Source organism: Candidatus Aminicenantes bacterium (assembly GCA_011049425.1).
Classification (GTDB): Bacteria; Acidobacteriota; Aminicenantia; order UBA2199; family UBA2199; genus UBA876.
Genome location: DSBM01000002.1, coordinates 1 through 20185 on the forward strand (window position 1 = coordinate 1; position 20185 = coordinate 20185).

24 protein-coding genes are annotated in these 20185 nt (G+C 54.4%); 15 read left to right on the forward strand and 9 right to left on the reverse strand.

All coding sequences use genetic code 11. The features are described from left to right. Positions 1 to 302: 302 nt before the first annotated feature. From ENN40_00175 to ENN40_00200, 6 genes are read right to left on the reverse strand one after another with little or no spacing between them, the layout of a single operon-like run. Positions 303 to 860 carry a ribosome recycling factor gene (locus ENN40_00175; protein HDP93767.1) on the reverse strand — a complete coding sequence of 186 codons (558 nt, stop codon included), beginning with the start codon at positions 858 to 860 and terminating at the stop codon, positions 303 to 305. Between the two features lie 16 nt (positions 861 to 876). Next, on the reverse strand, positions 877 to 1593 hold the full coding sequence (locus tag ENN40_00180; GenBank protein HDP93768.1) for a UMP kinase: 717 nt from the start codon (positions 1591 to 1593) through the stop codon (positions 877 to 879). A gap of 9 nt (positions 1594 to 1602) precedes the next feature. Further along, positions 1603 to 2196 carry a translation elongation factor Ts gene (gene tsf, locus ENN40_00185; GenBank protein HDP93769.1) on the reverse strand — a complete coding sequence of 198 codons (594 nt, stop codon included), beginning with the start codon at positions 2194 to 2196 and terminating at the stop codon, positions 1603 to 1605. A gap of 2 nt (positions 2197 to 2198) precedes the next feature. Then, positions 2199 to 3032, reverse strand: coding sequence for a 30S ribosomal protein S2 (rpsB, locus tag ENN40_00190; protein ID HDP93770.1), 834 nt, complete (start codon positions 3030 to 3032; stop codon positions 2199 to 2201). Between the two features lie 10 nt (positions 3033 to 3042). Beyond that, positions 3043 to 3447 (reverse strand): 30S ribosomal protein S9, encoded by a 405-nt coding sequence (locus tag ENN40_00195; protein HDP93771.1) that lies wholly within the window; start codon positions 3445 to 3447, stop codon positions 3043 to 3045. After that, positions 3444 to 3890: a 50S ribosomal protein L13 gene (locus ENN40_00200; GenBank protein HDP93772.1), complete on the reverse strand. Its 447-nt coding sequence runs from the start codon at positions 3888 to 3890 to the stop codon at positions 3444 to 3446. Before ENN40_00200 ends, ENN40_00195 begins: the two co-directional genes overlap by 4 nt. A gap of 108 nt (positions 3891 to 3998) precedes the next feature. Between ENN40_00200 and ENN40_00205 the strand changes: the two genes are divergently transcribed. From ENN40_00205 to ENN40_00255, 11 genes are all read left to right on the forward strand, one after another. Next, positions 3999 to 5378: an aminotransferase class V-fold PLP-dependent enzyme gene (locus ENN40_00205; protein HDP93773.1), complete on the forward strand. Its 1380-nt coding sequence runs from the start codon at positions 3999 to 4001 to the stop codon at positions 5376 to 5378. A 140-nt stretch (positions 5379 to 5518) separates the two neighbouring features. Further along, entirely contained in the window at positions 5519 to 5797 is a 279-nt protein-coding gene (locus ENN40_00210; GenBank protein HDP93774.1) for a DUF507 family protein, read from the forward strand. Then, positions 5794 to 6084 (forward strand): DUF507 family protein, encoded by a 291-nt coding sequence (locus ENN40_00215; protein ID HDP93775.1) that lies wholly within the window; start codon positions 5794 to 5796, stop codon positions 6082 to 6084. The genes ENN40_00210 and ENN40_00215 overlap by 4 nt, the downstream gene beginning before the upstream one ends. Before the next feature lie 157 nt (positions 6085 to 6241). After that, entirely contained in the window at positions 6242 to 7585 is a 1344-nt protein-coding gene (locus ENN40_00220) for a Na(+)-translocating NADH-quinone reductase subunit A (GenBank protein HDP93776.1), read from the forward strand. Between the two features lie 16 nt (positions 7586 to 7601). Further along, on the forward strand, positions 7602 to 8792 hold the full coding sequence (locus tag ENN40_00225; GenBank protein ID HDP93777.1) for an NADH:ubiquinone reductase (Na(+)-transporting) subunit B: 1191 nt from the start codon (positions 7602 to 7604) through the stop codon (positions 8790 to 8792). Then, positions 8779 to 9585, forward strand: a complete 807-nt coding sequence (locus ENN40_00230; GenBank protein ID HDP93778.1) for a Na(+)-translocating NADH-quinone reductase subunit C — start codon at positions 8779 to 8781, stop codon at positions 9583 to 9585. The genes ENN40_00225 and ENN40_00230 overlap by 14 nt, the downstream gene beginning before the upstream one ends. After that, positions 9572 to 10192: an NADH:ubiquinone reductase (Na(+)-transporting) subunit D gene (locus ENN40_00235; GenBank protein ID HDP93779.1), complete on the forward strand. Its 621-nt coding sequence runs from the start codon at positions 9572 to 9574 to the stop codon at positions 10190 to 10192. Before ENN40_00230 ends, ENN40_00235 begins: the two co-directional genes overlap by 14 nt. Before the next feature lie 4 nt (positions 10193 to 10196). Continuing rightward, positions 10197 to 10805, forward strand: coding sequence for an NADH:ubiquinone reductase (Na(+)-transporting) subunit E (nqrE, locus tag ENN40_00240; protein ID HDP93780.1), 609 nt, complete (start codon positions 10197 to 10199; stop codon positions 10803 to 10805). Between the two features lie 49 nt (positions 10806 to 10854). Beyond that, positions 10855 to 12081 carry an NADH:ubiquinone reductase (Na(+)-transporting) subunit F gene (locus tag ENN40_00245; GenBank protein HDP93781.1) on the forward strand — a complete coding sequence of 409 codons (1227 nt, stop codon included), beginning with the start codon at positions 10855 to 10857 and terminating at the stop codon, positions 12079 to 12081. Then, positions 12065 to 13153: an FAD:protein FMN transferase gene (locus tag ENN40_00250; GenBank protein ID HDP93782.1), complete on the forward strand. Its 1089-nt coding sequence runs from the start codon at positions 12065 to 12067 to the stop codon at positions 13151 to 13153. Before ENN40_00245 ends, ENN40_00250 begins: the two co-directional genes overlap by 17 nt. A 246-nt stretch (positions 13154 to 13399) precedes the next feature. Next, positions 13400 to 14020, forward strand: a complete 621-nt coding sequence (locus tag ENN40_00255; GenBank protein ID HDP93783.1) for a hypothetical protein — start codon at positions 13400 to 13402, stop codon at positions 14018 to 14020. Between the two features lie 6 nt (positions 14021 to 14026). On the opposite strand, the gene ENN40_00260 is transcribed toward ENN40_00255, so the two are convergent. From ENN40_00260 to ENN40_00270, 3 genes are all read right to left on the reverse strand, one after another. Next, entirely contained in the window at positions 14027 to 16150 is a 2124-nt protein-coding gene (locus ENN40_00260; protein HDP93784.1) for a hypothetical protein, read from the reverse strand. A 115-nt stretch (positions 16151 to 16265) separates the two neighbouring features. Then, the gene (locus tag ENN40_00265) at positions 16266 to 17048 is read right to left on the reverse strand and encodes an ATP-binding protein (protein HDP93785.1); all 783 of its coding nucleotides are present in this window, start codon (positions 17046 to 17048) and stop codon (positions 16266 to 16268) included. A 21-nt stretch (positions 17049 to 17069) separates the two neighbouring features. Then, positions 17070 to 17255, reverse strand: coding sequence for a 4Fe-4S dicluster domain-containing protein (locus ENN40_00270; GenBank protein ID HDP93786.1), 186 nt, complete (start codon positions 17253 to 17255; stop codon positions 17070 to 17072). A gap of 220 nt (positions 17256 to 17475) precedes the next feature. On the opposite strand from ENN40_00270, the gene ENN40_00275 reads away from it, so the two are divergent. The 4 genes from ENN40_00275 (at position 17476) to ENN40_00290 (ending at position 19996) form a co-directional block, all read left to right on the forward strand. Next, the gene (locus ENN40_00275; protein HDP93787.1) at positions 17476 to 17898 is read left to right on the forward strand and encodes a biopolymer transporter ExbD; all 423 of its coding nucleotides are present in this window, start codon (positions 17476 to 17478) and stop codon (positions 17896 to 17898) included. 130 nt (positions 17899 to 18028) lie between these two features. Beyond that, entirely contained in the window at positions 18029 to 18541 is a 513-nt protein-coding gene (locus ENN40_00280; protein HDP93788.1) for a hypothetical protein, read from the forward strand. Beyond that, complete coding sequence (locus tag ENN40_00285; protein HDP93789.1) at positions 18538 to 19590, forward strand: hypothetical protein; 1053 nt, start codon at positions 18538 to 18540, stop codon at positions 19588 to 19590. Before ENN40_00280 ends, ENN40_00285 begins: the two co-directional genes overlap by 4 nt. A 94-nt stretch (positions 19591 to 19684) precedes the next feature. Continuing rightward, entirely contained in the window at positions 19685 to 19996 is a 312-nt protein-coding gene (locus tag ENN40_00290) for a hypothetical protein (GenBank protein ID HDP93790.1), read from the forward strand. Positions 19997 to 20185: the final 189 nt, after the last annotated feature.

A 20185-nucleotide genomic window follows, 5' to 3' on the forward strand; every position in this document is an offset into this window, starting at 1 on the left:
GGCCCCATGGGCTGAGGCAGGACGGCCGAAGGTAAAATGATGCCCCGGATTACATCCCAAATAACCACCGGGGTCATTTTAGTCCGCCGAAGACCGCATGGGTCTGAACCGAAGTGGTGAGCGATGACCTGTGCCCTCTGGGTATTTGTGCCCGAAAGGGTACTCTCATTCAGCCTTATCATTTTTTCAAATAAGTATAACCCCCAAACCCACACAAAATGGAAGAGAACCAAAAGTCGAAAACTATTCAACTTTCCAACTCTTCAACTTTGTTTAGACAGACGGGGGTTTTGAAGGGAAGCTTATTCTTCGAGAATAAAGGCTTCTTTTTCCTTCATCAGGCTTTCCAGTGAAGCCACGCCTTGATCGATTACCTGTTGCAGATTGTCATAAAAACGTTTTTCCTCATCTTCAGAAATTTCCTTGCTTTCCTGCAGGCCTTTGGCCAGATCCCGGTATTCCCGCCGTACACTGCGGATGGCGGTCTTGCGCTCCTCCGTGTACATCTTGAGCTTGCGGATCAGTTCCAGGCGGCGCTCCTGGTCGAGTGGCGGGATCGGCAATCGGATCAACTTGCCGTCGGAAATGGGATTAAGCCCCAGATTCGCGCCACGGATGGCCTTTTCTACCTCTGGAGTGGATTTTTGATCCCAGGGCTGAATAACGATCAAGCCGGCATCAGGCACCGACAAAGTGGCCAACTGGTTGACCGGAGTGGGCGTACCGTAGTAGGAAACCATCACGCCATCCAGGACGGATAATGACGCACGCCCTGTGCGGAACTTGGACAGTTCCTTTTTGAAATCCTTTTCGATTTCCAAAACTTCCTGTTTGGCTTCTGAGAGTGCTTCCTTGAGCATTGAAAATCCTCCCGAATTACTGGATCAATGTTCCGATGCGATCGGAATGGACGGCTTCAATGATGCTACCGGTCTTGTTGATATCGAATATCTTGATTTTTAGTTGGTTTTCCCGGCATAACGCCACGGCAGTGGCATCCATTACCCGCAAATCCCTGGACAGAATCTCTGCGTAAGAGATGGTGGTGAATTTTCGAGCGTCCGGTACTTTGCGGGGGTCAGCGGAAAAGACGCCGTCGACCATGGTGGCTTTTAAAAGAATATCCGCCTGGATCTCGATGGCGCGCAGTGCGGCGGCGGTGTCGGTTGAAAAGAACGGGCTGCCCGTGCCTGCGGTAAAGATGACCACCCGGCCCTTTTCCAAATGGCGGGTGGCCCTTCTGCGGATAAAGGGTTCAGCCACTTCCTTGATTTCCAGAGCCGAGATCAGGCGGGTTTTCATGCCCGATTTTTCCAGGGTGTCCTGAATGGCGATGCCGTTGATTACGGTGGCCAGCATGCCCATGTAGTCTGCTGAAGCCCGACCCATGCCCAACTCATCAGCGGCGATACCACGAAAAAAATTCCCCCCGCCTGTTACCAGGGCGATTTCGATCCCCAGTTTATGCAACTCCTCTATCTGGGCGGCAATCCCCTGCAGGACCGGAGTGGAAATACCGAAAGATTGATCCCCTTTCAGTGCTTCACCGCTGAGTTTCAGTACGATGCGCCGAAAATGGGGAAGATCGTCCATTTGCCCCTCTCAATCACCAACCTGATAGCGCACAAAGCGCTTAACGATGATGTTCTCTCCGATTTTGTGAATGTGTTCCGTGATCAGGTCCCGGATGGTCTTGGTATCATCCTTGAAAAATTTCTGGTCCAGCAGGCAGACATCGGCCTGGAATTTTTTTATTTTGCCCTCAATGATCTTTTTTACGACATTTTCGGGTTTGCCCTGCTTTTTCATCTGTTCGCGATAGATCTCTTTCTCTTTTTCCAGAACTTCTTCCGGGATCTCATCCGCATCTACGTATTGTGGAGACATAGCGGCGATCTGCATGGCGATATCTTTTACCATGACCTGAAAATCTTCGTTCTTGGCCACAAAATCCGTTTCACAGCCCACCTCGACCAGCACACCGATCTTGGCGTTCGTGTGTATGTAAGCGCCGACAACGCCCTGGGTGGTGGCTCTGGAGGATTTGGCTTTGGCTTTTTCAAAACCGCGTTTGCGCAGGATCTCTTCCGCTTTCTGGTAGTTGTTGTCGGATTCCGTGACGGCCTTGCGGCATTCGAGAATTCCCACTCCGGTTTCCGCTCTGAGTTTTTTAACCAGTTCCATATCCACAGCCATGCTCATTTCTCCTTTTCGATGGGTTCCGGGGTCTCTGTGTCCGACGCTTCCGTTTCGGAAACCCGGGTGCCGGTCTCCGGGGCTCCATCTGAATCCAGAGCCTCATGTTCCGATGCGGCCTCCTCACTCACCGGAGTCATTTGCCCCTCCTCGTACAGATTCATTCCCTCTTGAACAGCTTCGCCGAATTTGGATACAAAGAGACGGATTGACCGGATGGCATCGTCGTTGCCGGGGATGGGATAGTCGATGACTTCGGGATTGGCGTTGGTATCTACAATGGCCACCAGGGGGATGCCCAGTTTACGGGCTTCACTGATGGCGATGTCTTCGTAAATGGCGTCGACTACGATGACCACACTGGGAAGCTGGCGCAGGTTGCGCAAGCCCCAGAGGTTCTTGTACAGTTTCTTGTACACTTTTTCGAGACGGGATTGTTCTTTCTTGCTCTTGACGTCCCAGCGGCCGTCCCGTTTCATTTCGTCCAGGTCGATCAACTTATCGATGCTCTTTTTGATCATGGGGAAATTGGTCAGCAAACCGCCGAGCCAGCGCTTATTGACGTAGTGTAGTCCTGTCTGCTCGCTGAGTTCCTCAATGATTGATTGAGCCTGCTTTTTGGTGCCCACGATCATGGCCTGACCGCCGCGAGCCACCGTGTCAGTGACAAATTGCAGGGCATCCTTGAACATCTCGATAGAGGTCTGCAGGTTGATGATGTAGATGCCGTTCTTTTTTCCGTATATGTACGGCTTCATCTTGGGATTCCAACGGCGCACCTGGTGGCCGAAGTGAACACCTGCTTCCAGCATTTCACGCATGTTAATGGATACCATAAAATATCTCCTACCTCTTGTGGTACTGGGACGCCTTACGGGCTTTCAGCAAACCGTATTTGCGGCGTTCCTTTTCGCGGGGGTCCCGGGTGAGCATGCCGGCGGATTTCAGTTGCGGGCGCAATTCGGAATTGAACTCCAGCAAAGCCCGGGCGATGCCGAGCTGAATCGCATCTGCTTGAGCGGAAACCCCACCACCGCATACACTGAGGAATACATCGAAGTTTTCCATGGTATTGGTGGCGGTCAGGGGTTTGTAAATAGTTAGTTTGTGGTTTTTCAACGGGAAGTACTCTTCAAACAGGCGGGAACGCTTGTTGACTGCCAGCTTGAACTCACCTTTTCCGGGTCTCAAGTACACCCTGGCGATACTGGTTTTGCGCCTGCCGGTGCCGTAATATTGAACGATACTCAACGTGTTCCTCCTTGAATGTTGATGCTTTCGGGTCTCTGTGCCGCGTGGCGATGTTCCGGGCCTTTAAAAACCTTCAGTTTCTTTATTGCCTGGCGGCTGATGCGGTTTTTGGGCATCATGCCCCTGACGGCGTGAAAGATGATCCTTTCCGGATGGGCGGCCAGCATGCGGGGATAACTGATCTCCTTGATGCCGCCCAGATATCCGGAATGTCGATAATATCTTTTTTGTTCCGTTTTGGCGCCTGTCAGGCGGATTTTCTCTGCGTTGACCACCACCACGAAATCGCCGTTATTGAAATAGGGAGTGTATTCCGGTTTGTGGCGCCCCTGAAGCAAGCGGGCGATTTCAGTGGCCAGGCGACCCAGTACCTGCCCCTCGGCGTCGATCAACCACCATTTGCCGGCATTGATATCATTTTTTGGTACAAACGTCCGGTTCATTTTGTTGAGCTTCATCATTTGACCTCGTCAGAAAAATCTATTTTTATACCATTTGGGGCTGTTTGTCAAGTTTTCCCCGGGCGAAGTCGGGGAGAATCGTGGTGAGGAATGCGGGTTGGATTGCACAAGCAGTGTGGATTGGATAAAACGGATTTTTTCCGGAGGCTAGATATGAACCAGTTGCGCAGGGCTATCGTGGGAGTGGATCGCGAATTACCTTTGTTACACGGGGGAACCGCCCCCTATGTCAATTTTGATAACGCTGCGTCGACTCCCGATTTGCGCCGGGTGTTGGACCGCGTTACTGCGTTCATGGACTTCTACAGTTCCATTCATCGGGGAACCGGATTCAAATCACGTCTTTCTTCGCAGGCTTATGAAATTTCCCGCAGCCTGGCCGGTGAATTCGTAGGTATCGACCCTGAGGAATATGTGGTGATCTTCGGGAAAAATGCCACCGAAGCCATCAACAAACTCTCTTACCGACTGCGACCTTCCCCGGAAAAGGCAATCATTGTTTCTCTCTTGGAGCACCATTCCAACGATTTGCCCTGGCGCCATCAGGGGCGGGTCCTCCATGCGCCGGTTCTCTGCACGGACGGTAGAATCGACCTGGAGGGTTTGGAAATGATGATCCGGGAACACCGGCATGATCTGGCGCTGGTGGCCATCAGCGGGGCTTCCAACGTCACCGGTCACCTAACCCCGCTGCGCGAGGTTGGCGCCATGGCCCATGCGGCCGGGGCCTGGTTCATGGTGGACGGCGCACAATTGGTGCCTCACAAGCCGGTGGACATGACAGCCGATGAAATCGATTTCCTGACCTATTCGGCGCACAAGATGTATGCCCCTTTCGGAACCGGCGTGCTGGTGGCGCGGCGCAGCCTGATGCCCGATGAGACCCCACCCGAATACCCCGGCGGCGGAACGGCCCGTTACGTGTCGCTGACGGATGTTGCCTGGGACGATCTCCCTTTCAGGGACGAATCCGGAAGCCCCAACGTGGTGGGAGCCGTAGCCCTTGCCGAAGCCATCCGGTTTTTTCAGGAGGTCGGATTCCCTCGCCTTGAGCGTATTGAACATGCCCTGACCACTCGATTGCTGCAGGGGTTGGGGCGGTTGCTCGGAATTGAGATTTACGGCAATCCCGACCCGTTTGACCTGGATCAACGGCTGGGAGTGGTGCCGTTCAACATGGAGGATATCCCTCATGCTCTGTTGGCGGCCGTACTTGCTCATGAATACGGTATCGGTGTCCGCAACGGATGTTTCTGCGCTCATCCCTACATAAAGTGCCTTTTGGGAATTAATGGCGAAGCGGAAAAGCGCCTGAGTGAAGAAATCCGCCGCAATGATCGCCGCGAATTGCCTGGTGCGGTTCGCATCTCTTTTGGATTTTACAATGAAGCCTGGGAGGTGGATCGTCTTCTGGGCGCACTGGAGAGATATGGGCACGCAGAAGCAGTCTGGCCCAGGCTTATGGATTGATTGTCCGCAGCGGTGAATACGTTTCCAAAGGATACGGAGATTTTTCCCATTGGTTCAAACTCTGAGAAACCGGTCGCTGCCGCAATCCGCTGATCCCGGCGCAGTTGATTTACTTGACAATTTTTGTTATTATAGTACCAATGCGACTGAACCGGCACCAGATCGAGCACATGGCCTTTGCATTGGTTAAGGGCTTACTGCGCGATCAAACCATTTTAACGGAAGATCGCGACAAAATGGTTGCGGAAATCCAGGAATTGATCAGTCGCGAACTGGAAAAGGAGGATCACCTGGATGAGCAGGTTAAAGAGATTTTAAAGGAAAAATTAAACGATATCCGCAATTCAAATATTGATTACTACGAGATGTTCAAAATGGTCAAGTCCAAATTGGCGGAAAAGGAGAACATCATCCTATGACCCTGAAACTTTCCCGCAACAAGGTCAACCACCTTACCCGCCTGATCGTTGAATACATAGAAAACAACGAGGAACTGGACTATCGCGAGGATGTGACCGGTATCCGTTTCAAGGTTTTTAACCTCATCATGGACGAGCTTCATTTTTTTCAAGAGATTGAAGATCGAGCCCGCATGCGGGTAAACTCCCAGAAACGCAGCGTTCCCGAAGGTTCGCGTGAGTGGGAGATTCTGTTCCGCAAATACACCAACGAAGAGTTTGACAAACTGGGTCGTCTCTGGGACTGACCCGCTCGCCGGCAGCCCTTTGGACCGATAAGCACTCACCGGTGTTGGTTTTCCCCTCTCTATTCGGATTCGTGGTTGAGCGCTTTCATCGGGTGTGGTAATATCTCTTTTCCGCGTTTTCTAAAGGCACCGACCAAGTGAATGGGTCAGGTGGAAAATGAAGACAATCAGGACACGCAAGGGCTTGACCGTTCCTTTAAAAGGGGCGCCGGATCAAATCGTTTATCCCGCTGCCGACGTCACTCAAGTGGGGATATCCGCTCTGGATTATCCGGGCCTGAAACCCCGTCTGCGGGTGAAAGAGGGTGACCGCGTCAAGCGTGGCGAACCGTTGCTCACCGACAAGGTTCACCCTGCAATCCACTTTGTTTCTCCGGCCGGCGGGAGGGTTGTATCCATTCATCGCGGCGCTCGCCGGGTATTGGAGGGAATCGCCGTCGAAGTTGATGGCGATGATGTGGTTGAGTTCAAGGTTCCCGGTAATGGTAAACCAGATCCGGACGCTATCCGCAGTGCTTTGCTGAGCTCCGGTTTGTGGCCGGTCATCCGCATGCGCCCTTTTGAAATGGTCGCCGATCCCGATGTTCCTCCCCAGGCACTCTTTGTAACGGCCATGGACACACAACCTCATGCACCTCGAATATCGGCCATGTTGGCCGGGCGTGAAGAGGATTTCCGTTCGGGAATGCGGCTGTTGAGCCGCCTGGCTGGTGTGCCGGTTTTCCTTTGCCGGGACCCGGGCACGGAGCTGCCCCTTACAGATCTTTCCGGGGATGTACGGGAGGTGGTCTTCCAAGGCCCGCATCCAGCGGGAAACGTCGGCACCCATATCCATTTCCTCTCTCCGGTTTGCCGCGGGCGCCGGGTGTGGCACGTGGGTTTCCAGGATGTGTTGGCGATTGGCGAGTTTTTTCGTAGCGGTTGTTTGCCGGTTGAAAGGATTCTGTCCTTGGCCGGTCCCGCCGTTCGTCAACCCCGCCTGTTGCGAACCCGCCTGGGGGCCTCTTTGCCCGAGTTGACCCGGGGTGAAGTGATCAGTGGAGACATACGGCTGATATCCGGCTCCGTGTTGACCGGGTTCACTGTCACTTCCGGTCGCCGGTTCCTGGGACGTTATCACCAGCAGGTGTCCGCACTGCGGGAAGGAGGGCGCCGGCGTTTTCTGGGGTGGCTTTATCCGGGATTCTCGCTCTTTTCCGCAAAGGGCGTTGTGGCCTCACACTTCATGCCCCGCCGCGACCTGGATCTCAACACGGACATTCACGGAGGACGCCGGGCCATCATCCCCACCGGTGTGCTGGAATCCGTTTGTCCCCTGGATATTCTGTCGACGCCATTGATGCGGGCGTTGATGGTGGACGATCTTGAAGATGCGGAGAAATTGGGTGTGTTGGAGCTGGCTGAAGAGGATGTGGCCCTGTTTTCATTTGTCTCCGCCTCCAAACTGGATTATGCGGAAGCGTTGCGGCGGAACCTGGAAACCATCAGGAAGGAAGGATAGGCAAGTGCTGCGAAGAATGCTCGATCATTTTGGGAAAAATTGGTTCGGCGAGAATGGCCGCTGGCGCCGTTGGTTTCCCCTGTATGAGGCCGTTGACACTTTTCTCTATTCTCCCGGCAAGGTAACCCGTTCGGCGCCCCATATCCGCGATGCCATGGATCTGAAGCGCATGATGGTCACGGTTGTTATCGCCTTGATTCCCGCCGTGCTGATGGCCTTGTACAACACCGGACTGCAGGCCAACCTGGCCATTGCCGGCGCGGACGCCATGCCGTTGCCGGGGTGGCGTGCGGGCCTGATGCAATGGCTGGGCCTGGGGTTTTCACCGGATTCCGTCCTCGACTGTGCCGTCCACGGCATGATGTATTTCATTCCGCTCTATTTCGTTACCATGGTGGTCGGGGGCGCCTGGGAAGTGGCGTTCGCCGTTGTCCGCGGTCATGAGGTCAGCGAAGGCTTCCTGGTAACAGGATTGCTCTTTCCCCTGATCCTCCCGCCCACGCTTCCCCTGTGGATGGCCGCCGTCGGGATTTCTTTCGGTGTCGTGATTGGAAAAGAGGTGTTTGGGGGCGTGGGCATGAACATTATCAACCCCGCCCTGGCGGCACGCATGTTTCTTTTCTTTGCATATCCTTTGCAGTTTTCCAGTGCCGGCGCCTGGATCGCCGTGGATGGATTCAGCCGCGCCACTCCCCTGGCGCAGCTGGCCGATCCCGTGCTTTCTCTCTCTGTGACCTGGAAGAATGCATTCCTTGGTTTTATTCCCGGGTCCATGGGGGAAACTTCGGTGGTGGCATGCATGCTGGGCGCACTGGTGCTTGTCGTGACCGGGGTGGGCTCCTGGCGCATCATCGTCTCCGTACTGGCGGGGGTCGTAGGTACGGCTTTGTTTTTCAACCTGTTGGGCAGTGCCACAAATCCCATGTTTGCCTTGCCCCCTCACTGGCACCTCGTACTCGGCGGGTTGATGTTCGGCACCGTGTTCATGGCCACGGACCCCGTAACCGCGGCCATGACAAATTGCGGAAGGGTGGCTTACGGCCTGTTGATTGGTGTCATGGTGATTTTGATCCGCGTGGTGAACCCCGCTTTCCCGGAGGGCATCATGCTGGCGATTCTGTTTGCCAACATTACAGCACCGGTGCTCGACCGCTTGGTGATCAACGCCAACATCAAGAGGAGGATGATCCGTTATGGCCTCAGATAGCAAGAGCAGGATCCTCCTGGTTACCCTTGCCGTGTGTTCAGTATGCGCGGTACTGGTTTCCGTGGCCGCGGTGGGGCTGAAACCCCGCCAGGAAGTGAATCAGCGCATGGAAAAGTTGCGCAATATCCTTGATGCCGGAGGCCTGCTCAATGGCGGCGTGGATGTGGCGGAAATGTACAACCGCCGTATTGAGGCGGAGTTCATCCGTCTTGTCGACGGGGCTCCCATGCCGGAAAAGAGCGTTCCCCGCGGAGTGACACCGGAAACCTTTGACTTCCGCCGCCTGGCGACAGGAGCAGAAACGGGCCGCTCACTCGGGTCGGAAGACGATTTGGCGGGGTTACGGCGGATTCCCGAATTCATGCCAATTTATTTGGTCAGGGATGCCGCCGGAAAAGTTTTAAAGGTAATCCTGCCCGTGGCGGGCAAAGGCCTATGGTCGACCATGTTCGGTTTCCTGGCTCTCGATTCCGACCTGCGAACCATCCGGGGATTCACTTTCTACGATCATGGAGAAACACCAGGCCTGGGCGGCGAAATCGACAATCCCCGCTGGCAGGAGAAATGGCAGGGAAAGCTTGCTTTTGCCGCGGATGGCCAAGTAATGATTGAAGTGTTGCGTGGCCGTGTGGAGCCCGGGGATCCGCTCGCGCCATATCGTGTGGACGGCATATCCGGGGCCACCAAGACCACCCAGGGAGTTCAAGGGCTTGTCCGCTTCTGGCTGGGCGAGAATGGGTACGGCCCGTTTTTGGACCGTGCCGCACAGGAGGGCTTGAATGAGGCTCTTTAAAAAGACATTGCTCGAGCCGGTGATCCGCAACAACCCGATCGCCATCCAGGTGCTGGGGATCTGCTCCGCCCTGGCGGTCACATCCCGCCTGGACACCACCCTGATCATGTGTCTGGCGGTGATTTTCGTGACTACTTTTTCCAACGTCTCCATCAGCATGATTCGCAACCATATTCCGTCCAGTGTACGCATCATCGTGGAGATGACGATTATCGCTTCTTTGGTGATCATTGCAGACCAGTTGATCCGGGCCTACTTCTTTGATGTCAGCAAGCAGTTGTCCGTGTACGTGGGGCTGATTATTACGAATTGCATTATCATGGGGCGTGCCGAGGCTTTTGCGTTGCAGAACCCTCCCTGGCCGAGTCTGCTGGATGGTTTTGGAAACGGCCTGGGATACAGCGTGATTTTGATCGCGGTGGCGGTGGTAAGAGAGCTGTTCGGGCAGGGCAAGCTACTGGGTGTATCCATTATCCCCCTCGACACAGAGGGAGGATGGTACACGGCCAACGGTGTGCTGTTGCTGCCGGCCAGCGCTTTTTTTCTGATCGGGGGGTTGATCTGGATCATCCGCACCATTCACAAAGACCTGGCGGAAGAGGCCTGACATGCTGGAACACTATATCAGCCTGTTTGTGAAGTCGATTTTCATTGACAATATCGCCCTGTCCCTGTTTCTGGGTATGTGCACCTTTCTGGCCGTATCCCGGCGGGTGGACACCGCTGCCGGCCTTGGGGTGGCCGTGGTCGTGGTGCAATCCATCACGGTGCCGGTCAACAACCTGATCCACAACCACGTGTTGCGGGAAGGCGCCCTTGCATGGGCCGGCCTTGGGGGGGCGGACCTGAGTTTTCTGGGCCTGATCACGTATATCGGGGTAATCGCAGCCATGGTACAGATTCTGGAAATGGCCCTGGATAAGTTTTTTCCCCGCTTGTACAATGCCTTGGGTATTTTTCTGCCCTTGATTACGGTCAACTGCGCCATTCTCGGGGGATCGCTGTTTATGGTGGAAAGGGATTACACGTTTGCCGAAAGTGTGGTTTTCGGTCTAGGCTCCGGGGTCGGCTGGGCCCTGGCCATCGTAATGCTTGCCGGCCTCAGGGAAAAAATGAAATACAGCCGTGTGCCGGCGGGGCTGCGTGGTTTGGGAATCACTTTTATCACCGCCGGCTTGATGGCCATCATTTTTATGCTTTTCTCGGGTATCCAATTGTAGATCGCCGTGCTGTTTCGCGGCCAGATGAATGGGGTAAGGCATGAACGGATTGGAGTTGATCGCTTTGGGGGTGGCCATGTTCATCCTCATTGTCCTGATATTGGTCGCATTCATCCTGTTGGCGCGGTCCAAACTGGTGGCCACCGGCAATGTGACCGTAATCGTCAACCAGAACCCCGACCGCAGCCTGGTGGTGCCGGTGGGTGGTAAACTCCTGAACGCTCTGACCGAAAAAGAAATATACCTACCTTCCGCATGTGGCGGAAGCGGGACTTGCGGCACTTGCAAACTGAAAATCACTTCCGGTGGAGGAGATGTCCTGCCCACGGAACGGTCTCTGCTCAGTCGCAGGGAAGTCCGCGAACAATTCCGCCTTTCCTGTCAGGTTCCGGTGAAAGACAACATGGAAATCGAGGTGCCGCCGGAGATCTTCAGCGTACAACGCTGGCAATGCCGTGTGCGTTTCAATCGTTGTGTGGCCACGTTTATCAAGGAGTTGGTGCTCGAACTGCCTGCAGGCGAAAACGTGAATTTCCGTGCCGGCGGGTACATTCAGGTCGAGGCCCCGCCCCATCGCTTGAGTTTTGCGGATTTTCAAATTGACGATGAGTATCGGCAAGACTGGGAACGCCTGGACCTGTTTCGCCTTTCTTCAAAGGTCGCCGAGCCCGTAACCCGGGCATACTCCATGGCCAACTATCCGGAAGAAAAGGGCATCATCATGTTGAATGTGCGCATCGCCCTGCCCCCGTCGGGGAAAACGGGTCTGCCTCCGGGAGCCATGTCTTCCTGGATTTTCAACCTGAAGTCGAAAGACAGGGTAACGATATCGGGTCCATATGGAGAGTTCTTTGCCCGGGATACAGACAACGAAATGGTTTTTATCGGCGGTGGTGCGGGCATGGCTCCCATGCGCTCCCATATCCTGGATCAACTGAAGCGACTGCGCACGCAGCGGCGCATTTCGTTCTGGTATGGGGCGCGCAGCCTGCGGGAAATGTTTTACACCGAGGAATTTGATCGCCTGGCCGAGGAATATGACAATTTCGACTGGACCATGGCGCTCTCAGACCCCCTGCCTGAAGATGACTGGCAGGGGCCGGTGGGTTTTATCCATCAGGTTGTTTACGACCGGTATCTGAAAGATCATCCCGCACCCGAGGATTGCGAGTATTATATATGTGGTCCTCCCCTGATGCTCAATGCGGTACTGCAGATGTTAAACAGCCTGGGAGTGGAGCCGGAGAATATCCTTTACGATGACTTTGGAAACTAAGCCCTCTTTCGCCGCATCGGTTTTTTGTCTCTGTTTGCCTTTGCTGTTGTTGCTTGTGGTTCCGGGCTTTACCGGATGCACCGGTTCCAACATCAGCCCCTGCGTGCTGTCGGGCATGACCATGGGCACGACCTGGATGGCCAAGTTCAGCGCACCCGCCCAATGGGAAGAAGGCGGTTTTGTCAACCGGCGGGCTCTCATCCGCAAAGCAATTGACGAAGAGTTGGATGCGGTAAATCAGCGCATGTCCGTTTTTCGTCCGTCTTCGGAAATTTCCCGTTTCAATTGTTTTCTTTCCACGGAATGGTTTGGGGTTTCCCGGGAACTGGCTGTTCTGGTAAAACGCGCGCTGGACATTCACCGGTTTTCGTATGGGGCGTTGGATATCACCATCGGCCCATTGATTCGTTTGTGGGGGTTTGGACCCGGAGGAGAGCGGCGGATCCCAACCATCGAAAAGATCCAATTCAATCTTGAGCGGTGCGGCGGCCGTTACCTGGATGTGTGCCTGGAGCCCCCGGCGCTGCGCAAAAAAATTCCGGAACTGGAATGCAATCTATCCTCATTGGCAAAGGGGTATGGCGTGGATCGCCTGGCGGCTATGCTGGATCAGTGGAAAATCACCGATTACCTGGTGGAGATCGGGGGTGAAGTACGCGCCAGGGGTGAGCGCCCCGGAGGCGGGCCCTGGCAAATCGGGGTAATGGAGCCCGAAAAGGCGGGGGGGGTGCGGCGTGTCGTCCGGCTAAAGGATCTTTCCATGGCCACATCCGGAGATTACCAGAATTATTTCGAAGTGGACGGCATTCGTTATTCCCATACGATTGATCCACGAACCGGGCACCCGGTTAGGCACAATCTGGCATCCGTCACCGTTGTGGCCGATACCTGTATGATTGCGGATGCCTGGGCGACAGCGCTGTTGGTTATGGGGCCGGTCAAGGCGAAGAAACTGGCGTTGGAGCGATCTCTATGTGTATTTCTGGTTGAGCGTTCCGGCCGGGAATACAGGGAGTTCATGACACCCGTATTCCGTGAATTACTGGTTGATTCCGGGAGCAGACAACCTTGATTGCCTCGGCGGTTAATTGGTGGCTGCCGATGCTGGCCGCCCTGCTGGCGCTGGTAACGTTTGCGCTTGTGTTGAGGTGGACCCGTTTCCGCAGCCGCCCCGGTTCCGGCTGTGCATGTGACGGAGAAAAGAAACGCACATGTGGGCGAAACGGTTGTGGAACGGCGGATCAACAACAAACGGAACCATCGGCGGGCCGAAGCCGTATGCTAAAGTAAACGGTTCACCGTTTGCCGAGGAGGGACAGTGAAAAAAATCGTTTTGATCGCCATGCTCCTGTTCATTTCCGGTTTCGCTCACGCGATTGACTTTACCCTGAACCTGGGCATATCCCATTCGCTGGAGAGCGGCCGTTTCTTTACGCCATTTTCAACCACTTTTCATAGTGAAGATGGAATTCTGGAGCGGGATTACCGCAATCGAACCGGAGTGGGTCTTGACCTATCCCTGCAAGTGACAATCGCACCGCGGTTGCTTCTGATCCCCGGAATCGGGGTGCTTTACGGTCACCAGGAGGTTGTGGAGACCGCGACTGAAGCCGGACGGGAAGGTGAAAGCGTGACCCGTAGCGAGTATTTTCACATTCTTTCAGGATACGTGGACACCGCCTATCGGGTTCTTTCCCTCAGCAACAACTGGAATTTCGATCTGCTGCTGGGCATGGGACGAAACCGCATTGATTCCAAAGACATGCTGTTGATTGTGGAAGAAGGGGGATCCTTCTGGAATCTGCGCATGGGTATGGCCGCTTCTTTTCGTGAACTTCGTCATTGGGGAGCCCGGTTCCAGATCATGGTTCACACGCCCCTGAAACCGAACTACCCGCGTTATTTCAGCCTGCAAGGGGGCGTTACCTACCGTTTCTGACCGGGATCAACGGCGCCGGGCCTTGGCGGAACTGGAACTGCGGGAACTGGAACGGCTGTGGGAGGAACGCGAGCCGGAATAGGAATGGCCCGAGCTTGATGAACGGTAACTGCGGGTGGAGTAGGAGGATGAGTTCCGACGGCCGGTGACTGTCCTTGACGGGGGCGCGGAATAAACGCGCGGTTCATTGGTTGCGCTTGATCGACTGCGGGAAGAATATACATTTGCAGGGGAGCGGGAATACCTTTCAGGAACGGATCGGACGTATCCGGATACCGACAGCGATGAACGAGGGGACGTGTAGCTTCGGGTTGGCGCATTTCTATTTGTTCTTGGCTGGTAGCGTTGGGGGATTGGCGCCAACGGTTGCCGTACTGCGGTTGTGTGGCGGGATGAACTGGAATAGCGGGATGTGGAGGTCCCCGACGGCGCATGGGAATGCGCCGTCGGGCTATAGGCAGGGCTGTCTTCTTTGCGTTTGGCTTTCTTTGTGTCCTTGCTTTCGCTGGTCTTGGATGATGATGTGCGCTTGCGGACAGTGGTTGAACGTTTGCCGGTGGCTGTCGTGGTCGTCTTTTTCTGAACCGTCGTGCGGCTTGTTGACGTCTTGGGATCACTGCTTCCGCGATAGCGATGGGTCGTGGTCGTGCGTTCGTCTGAAGTGGTTCTGCGTCTGACAATGCGCTGATTTGAGGTGTCTCGCCCGTAGTTGCGGATAACCGGCTCCCTGGTTTCATTGCCCTTGGTGTAGCGGTTCGCTACCTGGACGCGCTGCGGAGTCACCTTACGGGTCATTAAGCCTTCTTTCTGGGTCTGATAGCGGGCGGGAGATGCCAAGGCTCCACGTTTAACCAGAACATCGCGGCCCTTGGCGTTGATCACCCTGACGGTTTCTGTTTGCGGGCGCACATTCGGAGCACTGCCCCGAAAGGGGATGGTGTGCTTGATGACAGCCCGGGTGCCCGGGCGATTGGTTGCGTGCTGGTGAATATGGGAAGCCAACAGGCGGTCTTTACGGATGATGACGGTGGAGAGCGAATTGCGCGGCAGTCCTTTCCAGTAATGATAATCCCGATGCCAGCGGTTGTTATATACAAATACCGGGCGGTTCCAATAACTCAGGGGCGTCCAGCCGTAGTAACTGTCTCCCCAATACCAGGCTACCCATGCCGGTGACCAGCGATATCCGGGAATCCAGTGCCAGCCCATGCCCCCATCCCAGTGCCAGCGGCCGTAATGGTGGGTGAACCAGCCCCAGGGGTCGTAAGAGGTCCATACATAGCCGTAATATGGGTTCCAAACCCAGCGCCCATGGTAATAGGGACGCCATCCGCTCATCAAGTGGTGGGGTATCCAGATATGGCGATTGTAGGTTGTGTTGAACGACCAACGGCCATGCCGGCTGAGTTCGTACTCGTAATCAGAATAACCTTCATCCAGGTAACGCGAGGTGCCGTAACGTGCAACGCCCAGCTGCTGGTCCCGCCGGCGGTGCCACTGGTCGAAGTCATCGTTCAAAGCGGTGCGGAAGTAGAACGGACTTTCCCGTACGTCTCCATTGAGGAAAACGACTTTCTGCCCGCTGCGCAGGTCGCGGTTGTAACTTGACCCGGCTACTTCCACCAAGCCTTCCTGTACGACCACTTCCGTGCCTTCACCGGGGATGACATTGATGCGCAGGACCCCCCGTCCCAAAAGGAAAACCCCGCAGTCCGGAGTCTGGATCTCCATGTCTCTTTCGTATTCAAGGCTGTTGACATCCATGTAAACACCGCCGCGGCGGATGTTCATGGTTAGAGACGTGTGGCGCAGTGCCGGCAGTTTCTCCAGGTCGATCCGGGTGTCGTAATCCAGGCGCAAATAGTTGAGGCGACCCAGGTAGATTTCCATCCGTCCGTCTGTGGTTTCCACCATGTCTTTTTCGAACAGGGGCAGATTTATTGTGACTTCTTCCTGGCCTTCATCGTAACTGCGATCCACAAACGCTTCGCCGTCAACGTACTTGACGCGGACGACCTTGGCGTTTTCATAATACTTGGCGCGAAAGGTTTCATCTTCACCGCGATTCTGGGCCGGCAGGAAAACAGCCATTGCCAGAACCAGGCTGATGGATATAACTGCATGTTTCATGTTCGCCTCCTGCCATGTATTAGCAAGTCTATTTCCACTCAATTAGATTCCAATTGTCCGAAATAAAGGACAACTAGATATGAAGATCGGTTGTTTAAACGCGCGACCGCTGAATTCAGTTGAGCTCGCTGTAAACAATCTCAGCCAAATCGGTAAAACGCTTTGAGATGTCCGCTTCGGGGTGGGTCAGCAGGAAGGGCTGACCTTTGGTATCCCGTTGAGACAATTCGGGAATGTAGGGCAGTTTCGTCAAAACTTTTACTTCAAGGCTTTCGGCACCACTGGCGCCCGGGTAGAGATCAATGGTGCGATGGCAGTGCGGACACGCAATGAACTTCATGTTCTCTACGATTCCAAGCACACGGATGTCCGTTGTATGGAACATGTCGATCATCTTGCGCACATCCGCAATGGATGCTTCCTGGGGGGTGGTGACGATCACTCCGGCGGTCAAGTCTGCTTTCTGGATAATGGACAGGGGCACATCCCCGGTACCCGGCGGAAGATCTATGAGGAAGGCATCCAGTTTCCCCCAATCCACTTCAGTGAGGAACTGCTCAATCAACTTGTTGGCCAGGGGACCCCTCCAGATCAAGGCTTTCCCCGCGGGGGCGATAAATCCCACGGACATGACCTGAATTCCGTATGCGATTACCGGCTGGATCCTTCCGTCCCGGACCTGGGCGGACGACTGGTTGATCCCCATCATCAAGGGGACGTTGGGACCGTAAATATCCGCGTCCAGCAGTCCCACTTTCAGTCCCCGGCGTGCCAATGCCAATGCCAGGTTCACCGTAACCGTTGATTTACCCACACCGCCTTTGCCACTGGCCACGGCAAGGGCGAATCTTGCATCCACGGAGTGGGGGCTTGATTCCGCAGGGGCCCCTTCAGCCATAGCGATTTCCTCTCTGGTGGGTTACTTGACGCAGGAATCCGTAGGACAAACGGCCGCGCACTGGGGTTCGTCGAAATGTCCTTCACATTCCACGCAAACTTCGGGGTCGATTACATAGAACTCGTCACCCTGTGAAATGGCGCCCACCGGGCATACAGATTCACAGGCTCCACAACTGATGCAGGTGTCAACGATATGCAGTGCCATGTCGCCTCCTTTTTGGGTTCATTCAGAATTGATTGTAGACCCGGAGGCGGTGGATGTCAACACGGGTTCAATTTTTCCTTCCAGTGCTTAATTTTATCTGCATGGGTGTTTTCGGCCATGGCAAAACGGCGTTTGCTAAAGTCTGGATTTTTTCCCTGGATTTTTTTCCCTTGACATCTCCGGTTCGATTTGCTAAATTTCCACTTGAAGAGGAGGACATATGGGTGCTGAAGTTGGAACAGGAACAAAATCGGAACCGAATGTTGTCCCGCTTTGCGATATTCTGCTGGTATTGCTGATCATTTTCATGGTCATTACCCCGGTTGCCCAGAAAGGCATCGACATCAACCTTCCGGAGACTTCGGGGGGGGGGGCTGAGGGTGAGCCGCCGTCCGCGGCCAAAAGCATTGTGTTGACGCTGGAGGCGGACCAGTCGGTGGACATCAACAACCGGCCGGTTTCTTTGGATCTGCTGGAAAGCGAGTTGCGGACCATCTATCAGACTCGTACCACAAAAACTATCTTTATCCGTGCCGACGAAACCGTTCGTTATGAGAGCGTCTTGAAAGTTATCGATATTGCAAAAGGCGCAGGTATTGAAGTTCTCGGCGTAATTCCCGAACGCTATCAGAGCGCTCGGTAGACATCTGGTGGTCCTGCAGTCCGACAGAGTCGGTTTCTTTGTCCTTTCTCTGATATCAATACGGGAAAAATCCCGTCATGTCCCCCATCGATTCTATTGGCCGGGGGATATTTCCGCCTGGAGGTAGACTGTGGCCAAGCTTAGTGAAGAAAAGGAATTGAAAGCCATCACCCAACGTTTTTCGGAGGCAGTGGCGGCATTTACACGCAAGGATTTCGCCGCGGCTCGGCAGCAGTTCATGGATATCATCGAGTCATTCCGGAACAGTGAACACTACAGCGTTTTAGAGATTTCAGGAAGATCAAATGTGTATCTGCGCATGGTTGATGCCCAACTGAATCCCCAGAAGATTGAATTGAAAACAGCGGAGGATGTACTCAACGAGGGTGTATATCAATTAAATGCCGGCCAAATCGATCGGGCGCTCGAACTGTTAACGGGACTTGCCCGGAATGCGGAGAAAAAGCCCTATGTGGACTTCCTGATGGCGATCGCGTACAAACGCAAGGGCGACCTTGTTTCCACATTTGAGCATTTGAAAAGCTGTATCGAAAAAGATGAACACTACAAAGTAATCGCTTTCAATGAGCCGGACTTTGAAAGCCTTTTGGAAAAACGCGAGTTTATTGACCTGGTCTCATGATGGTTGCTGTTGTCGATCCATCAGCGGGGTCACATTCTGATAGATTCAAATTCCGGGGGCGGTTACTGGATTTCTGGATTCCGTTCTGTTTACCGGGGATCCCTTTCTATTCGCCTGAATCCGTTCCCGAGTCCGTCACATCGGTTGTGGTCTGCAGTCCATTTTCACTGCCTCGCCCCGACGTAGAAGCAGGTGAATTCTCTGCATGGCTGAAAAAACTGACTGTAGCGGATCAGGGCTTGTGTCTGAAAAACGGCGCCCTGCGGATCCTGCCGCGCAGTACCTGGCGGCCCGGAGATTTGAGCTGCGGTGATGTCGTGGAGCCTCCATTTGAGTTGAAATTCTGTGATGCCCGGCGTTCCCCCCAACAGGTAGAGGAGCGGGTTGTGGCCTTGCAATTGGAGTGGCTCCATAGCCGTGGGGTCGTAGTGGAAGATCGCCGTAATTTTTACATGGAGGGGCTCATCCCTGTCGGGAGCGGAAGTGTGATTGGTCCCGGGAATGTTTTTCGCGGAAACAGCCGCGTGGGTAGGAATGTGTGGGTGATGTCCACCTGCTGGCTGGAGAACGCAGATATCGGAGATGATTGTCAATTGCTGCCCGGTTGTGTGATTCGAGATTCCCATGTTGGGCAGGGCGCTCGGGTCGGCCCTTTTGCTCATTTGCGCATGCAAACCCAAGTGGGGTCGTCAACTCGGGTAGGCAATTTTGTCGAAATCAAGAAGAGTGTAATCGGAGAGGGCTCCAAGGCCTCGCATCTCGCGTATCTTGGAGATGCCCGGGTGGGGCGCGATGTCAATGTGGGTGCGGGCACCATTACCTGCAATTACGATGGATCCCGCAAGCACGCCACGGAAATAGAAGATGGCGTGTTTGTGGGTTCGGGAACGGAGTTGGTCGCCCCGGTTCGTTTGGGGCGAAACAGTTATGTCGGGGCCGGGTCTACCATTACTGAGGATGTACCCGAGGATTCTCTGGCCATAGCCAGGCAGCGCCAGCGCAACATTCCGGGGTGGGGATTACGCAAGCGAAAAAAAACCCGGGGCTAGGATTTGACATCCAGGCCGATTTCCGTTACTTATTAGACAAAATCCCGACAACCGGCGGGCGCCATGCCCGTGAAGGGGTCGAAGTGAGAAAACAATGACCCGCAAGTTGATCAAGCCCAACCTCAAGGAAATCAAGCGGGATGCCAGACGGGATCAGAAAAAGAAACCGCCTCCACCCTATAAAACCAACGCGGAAAACTACTACTATATCAAGCAGATGAACAACCAGACTCCCATGGTAGTGGAACTCACCAGCAACGAGACTTTCCGTGGACGCATCGAATGGTACGATGAAAAGTGCATCAAACTGAAACAGCCGGATGGGGAAAATTTTATCCTGTTTAAACAGGTAATCAAGTACATGTACAAGGATCCGGCCGCCGAATCGGAAAAACCAACCCCCTGAAACTGGATTTTAGGCAACAGCCGTTCTTTTTTTGGTTCTCTTCCATTTTGTGTGGGTTTGGGGGTTATACATATTTGAAAAAATGATAAGGCTGCGAGAGTACCCTTTCGGGCACAAATACCCAGAGGGCACAGGTCATCGCTCACCACTTCGGTTCAGACCCATGCGGTCTTCGGCGGACTAAAATGA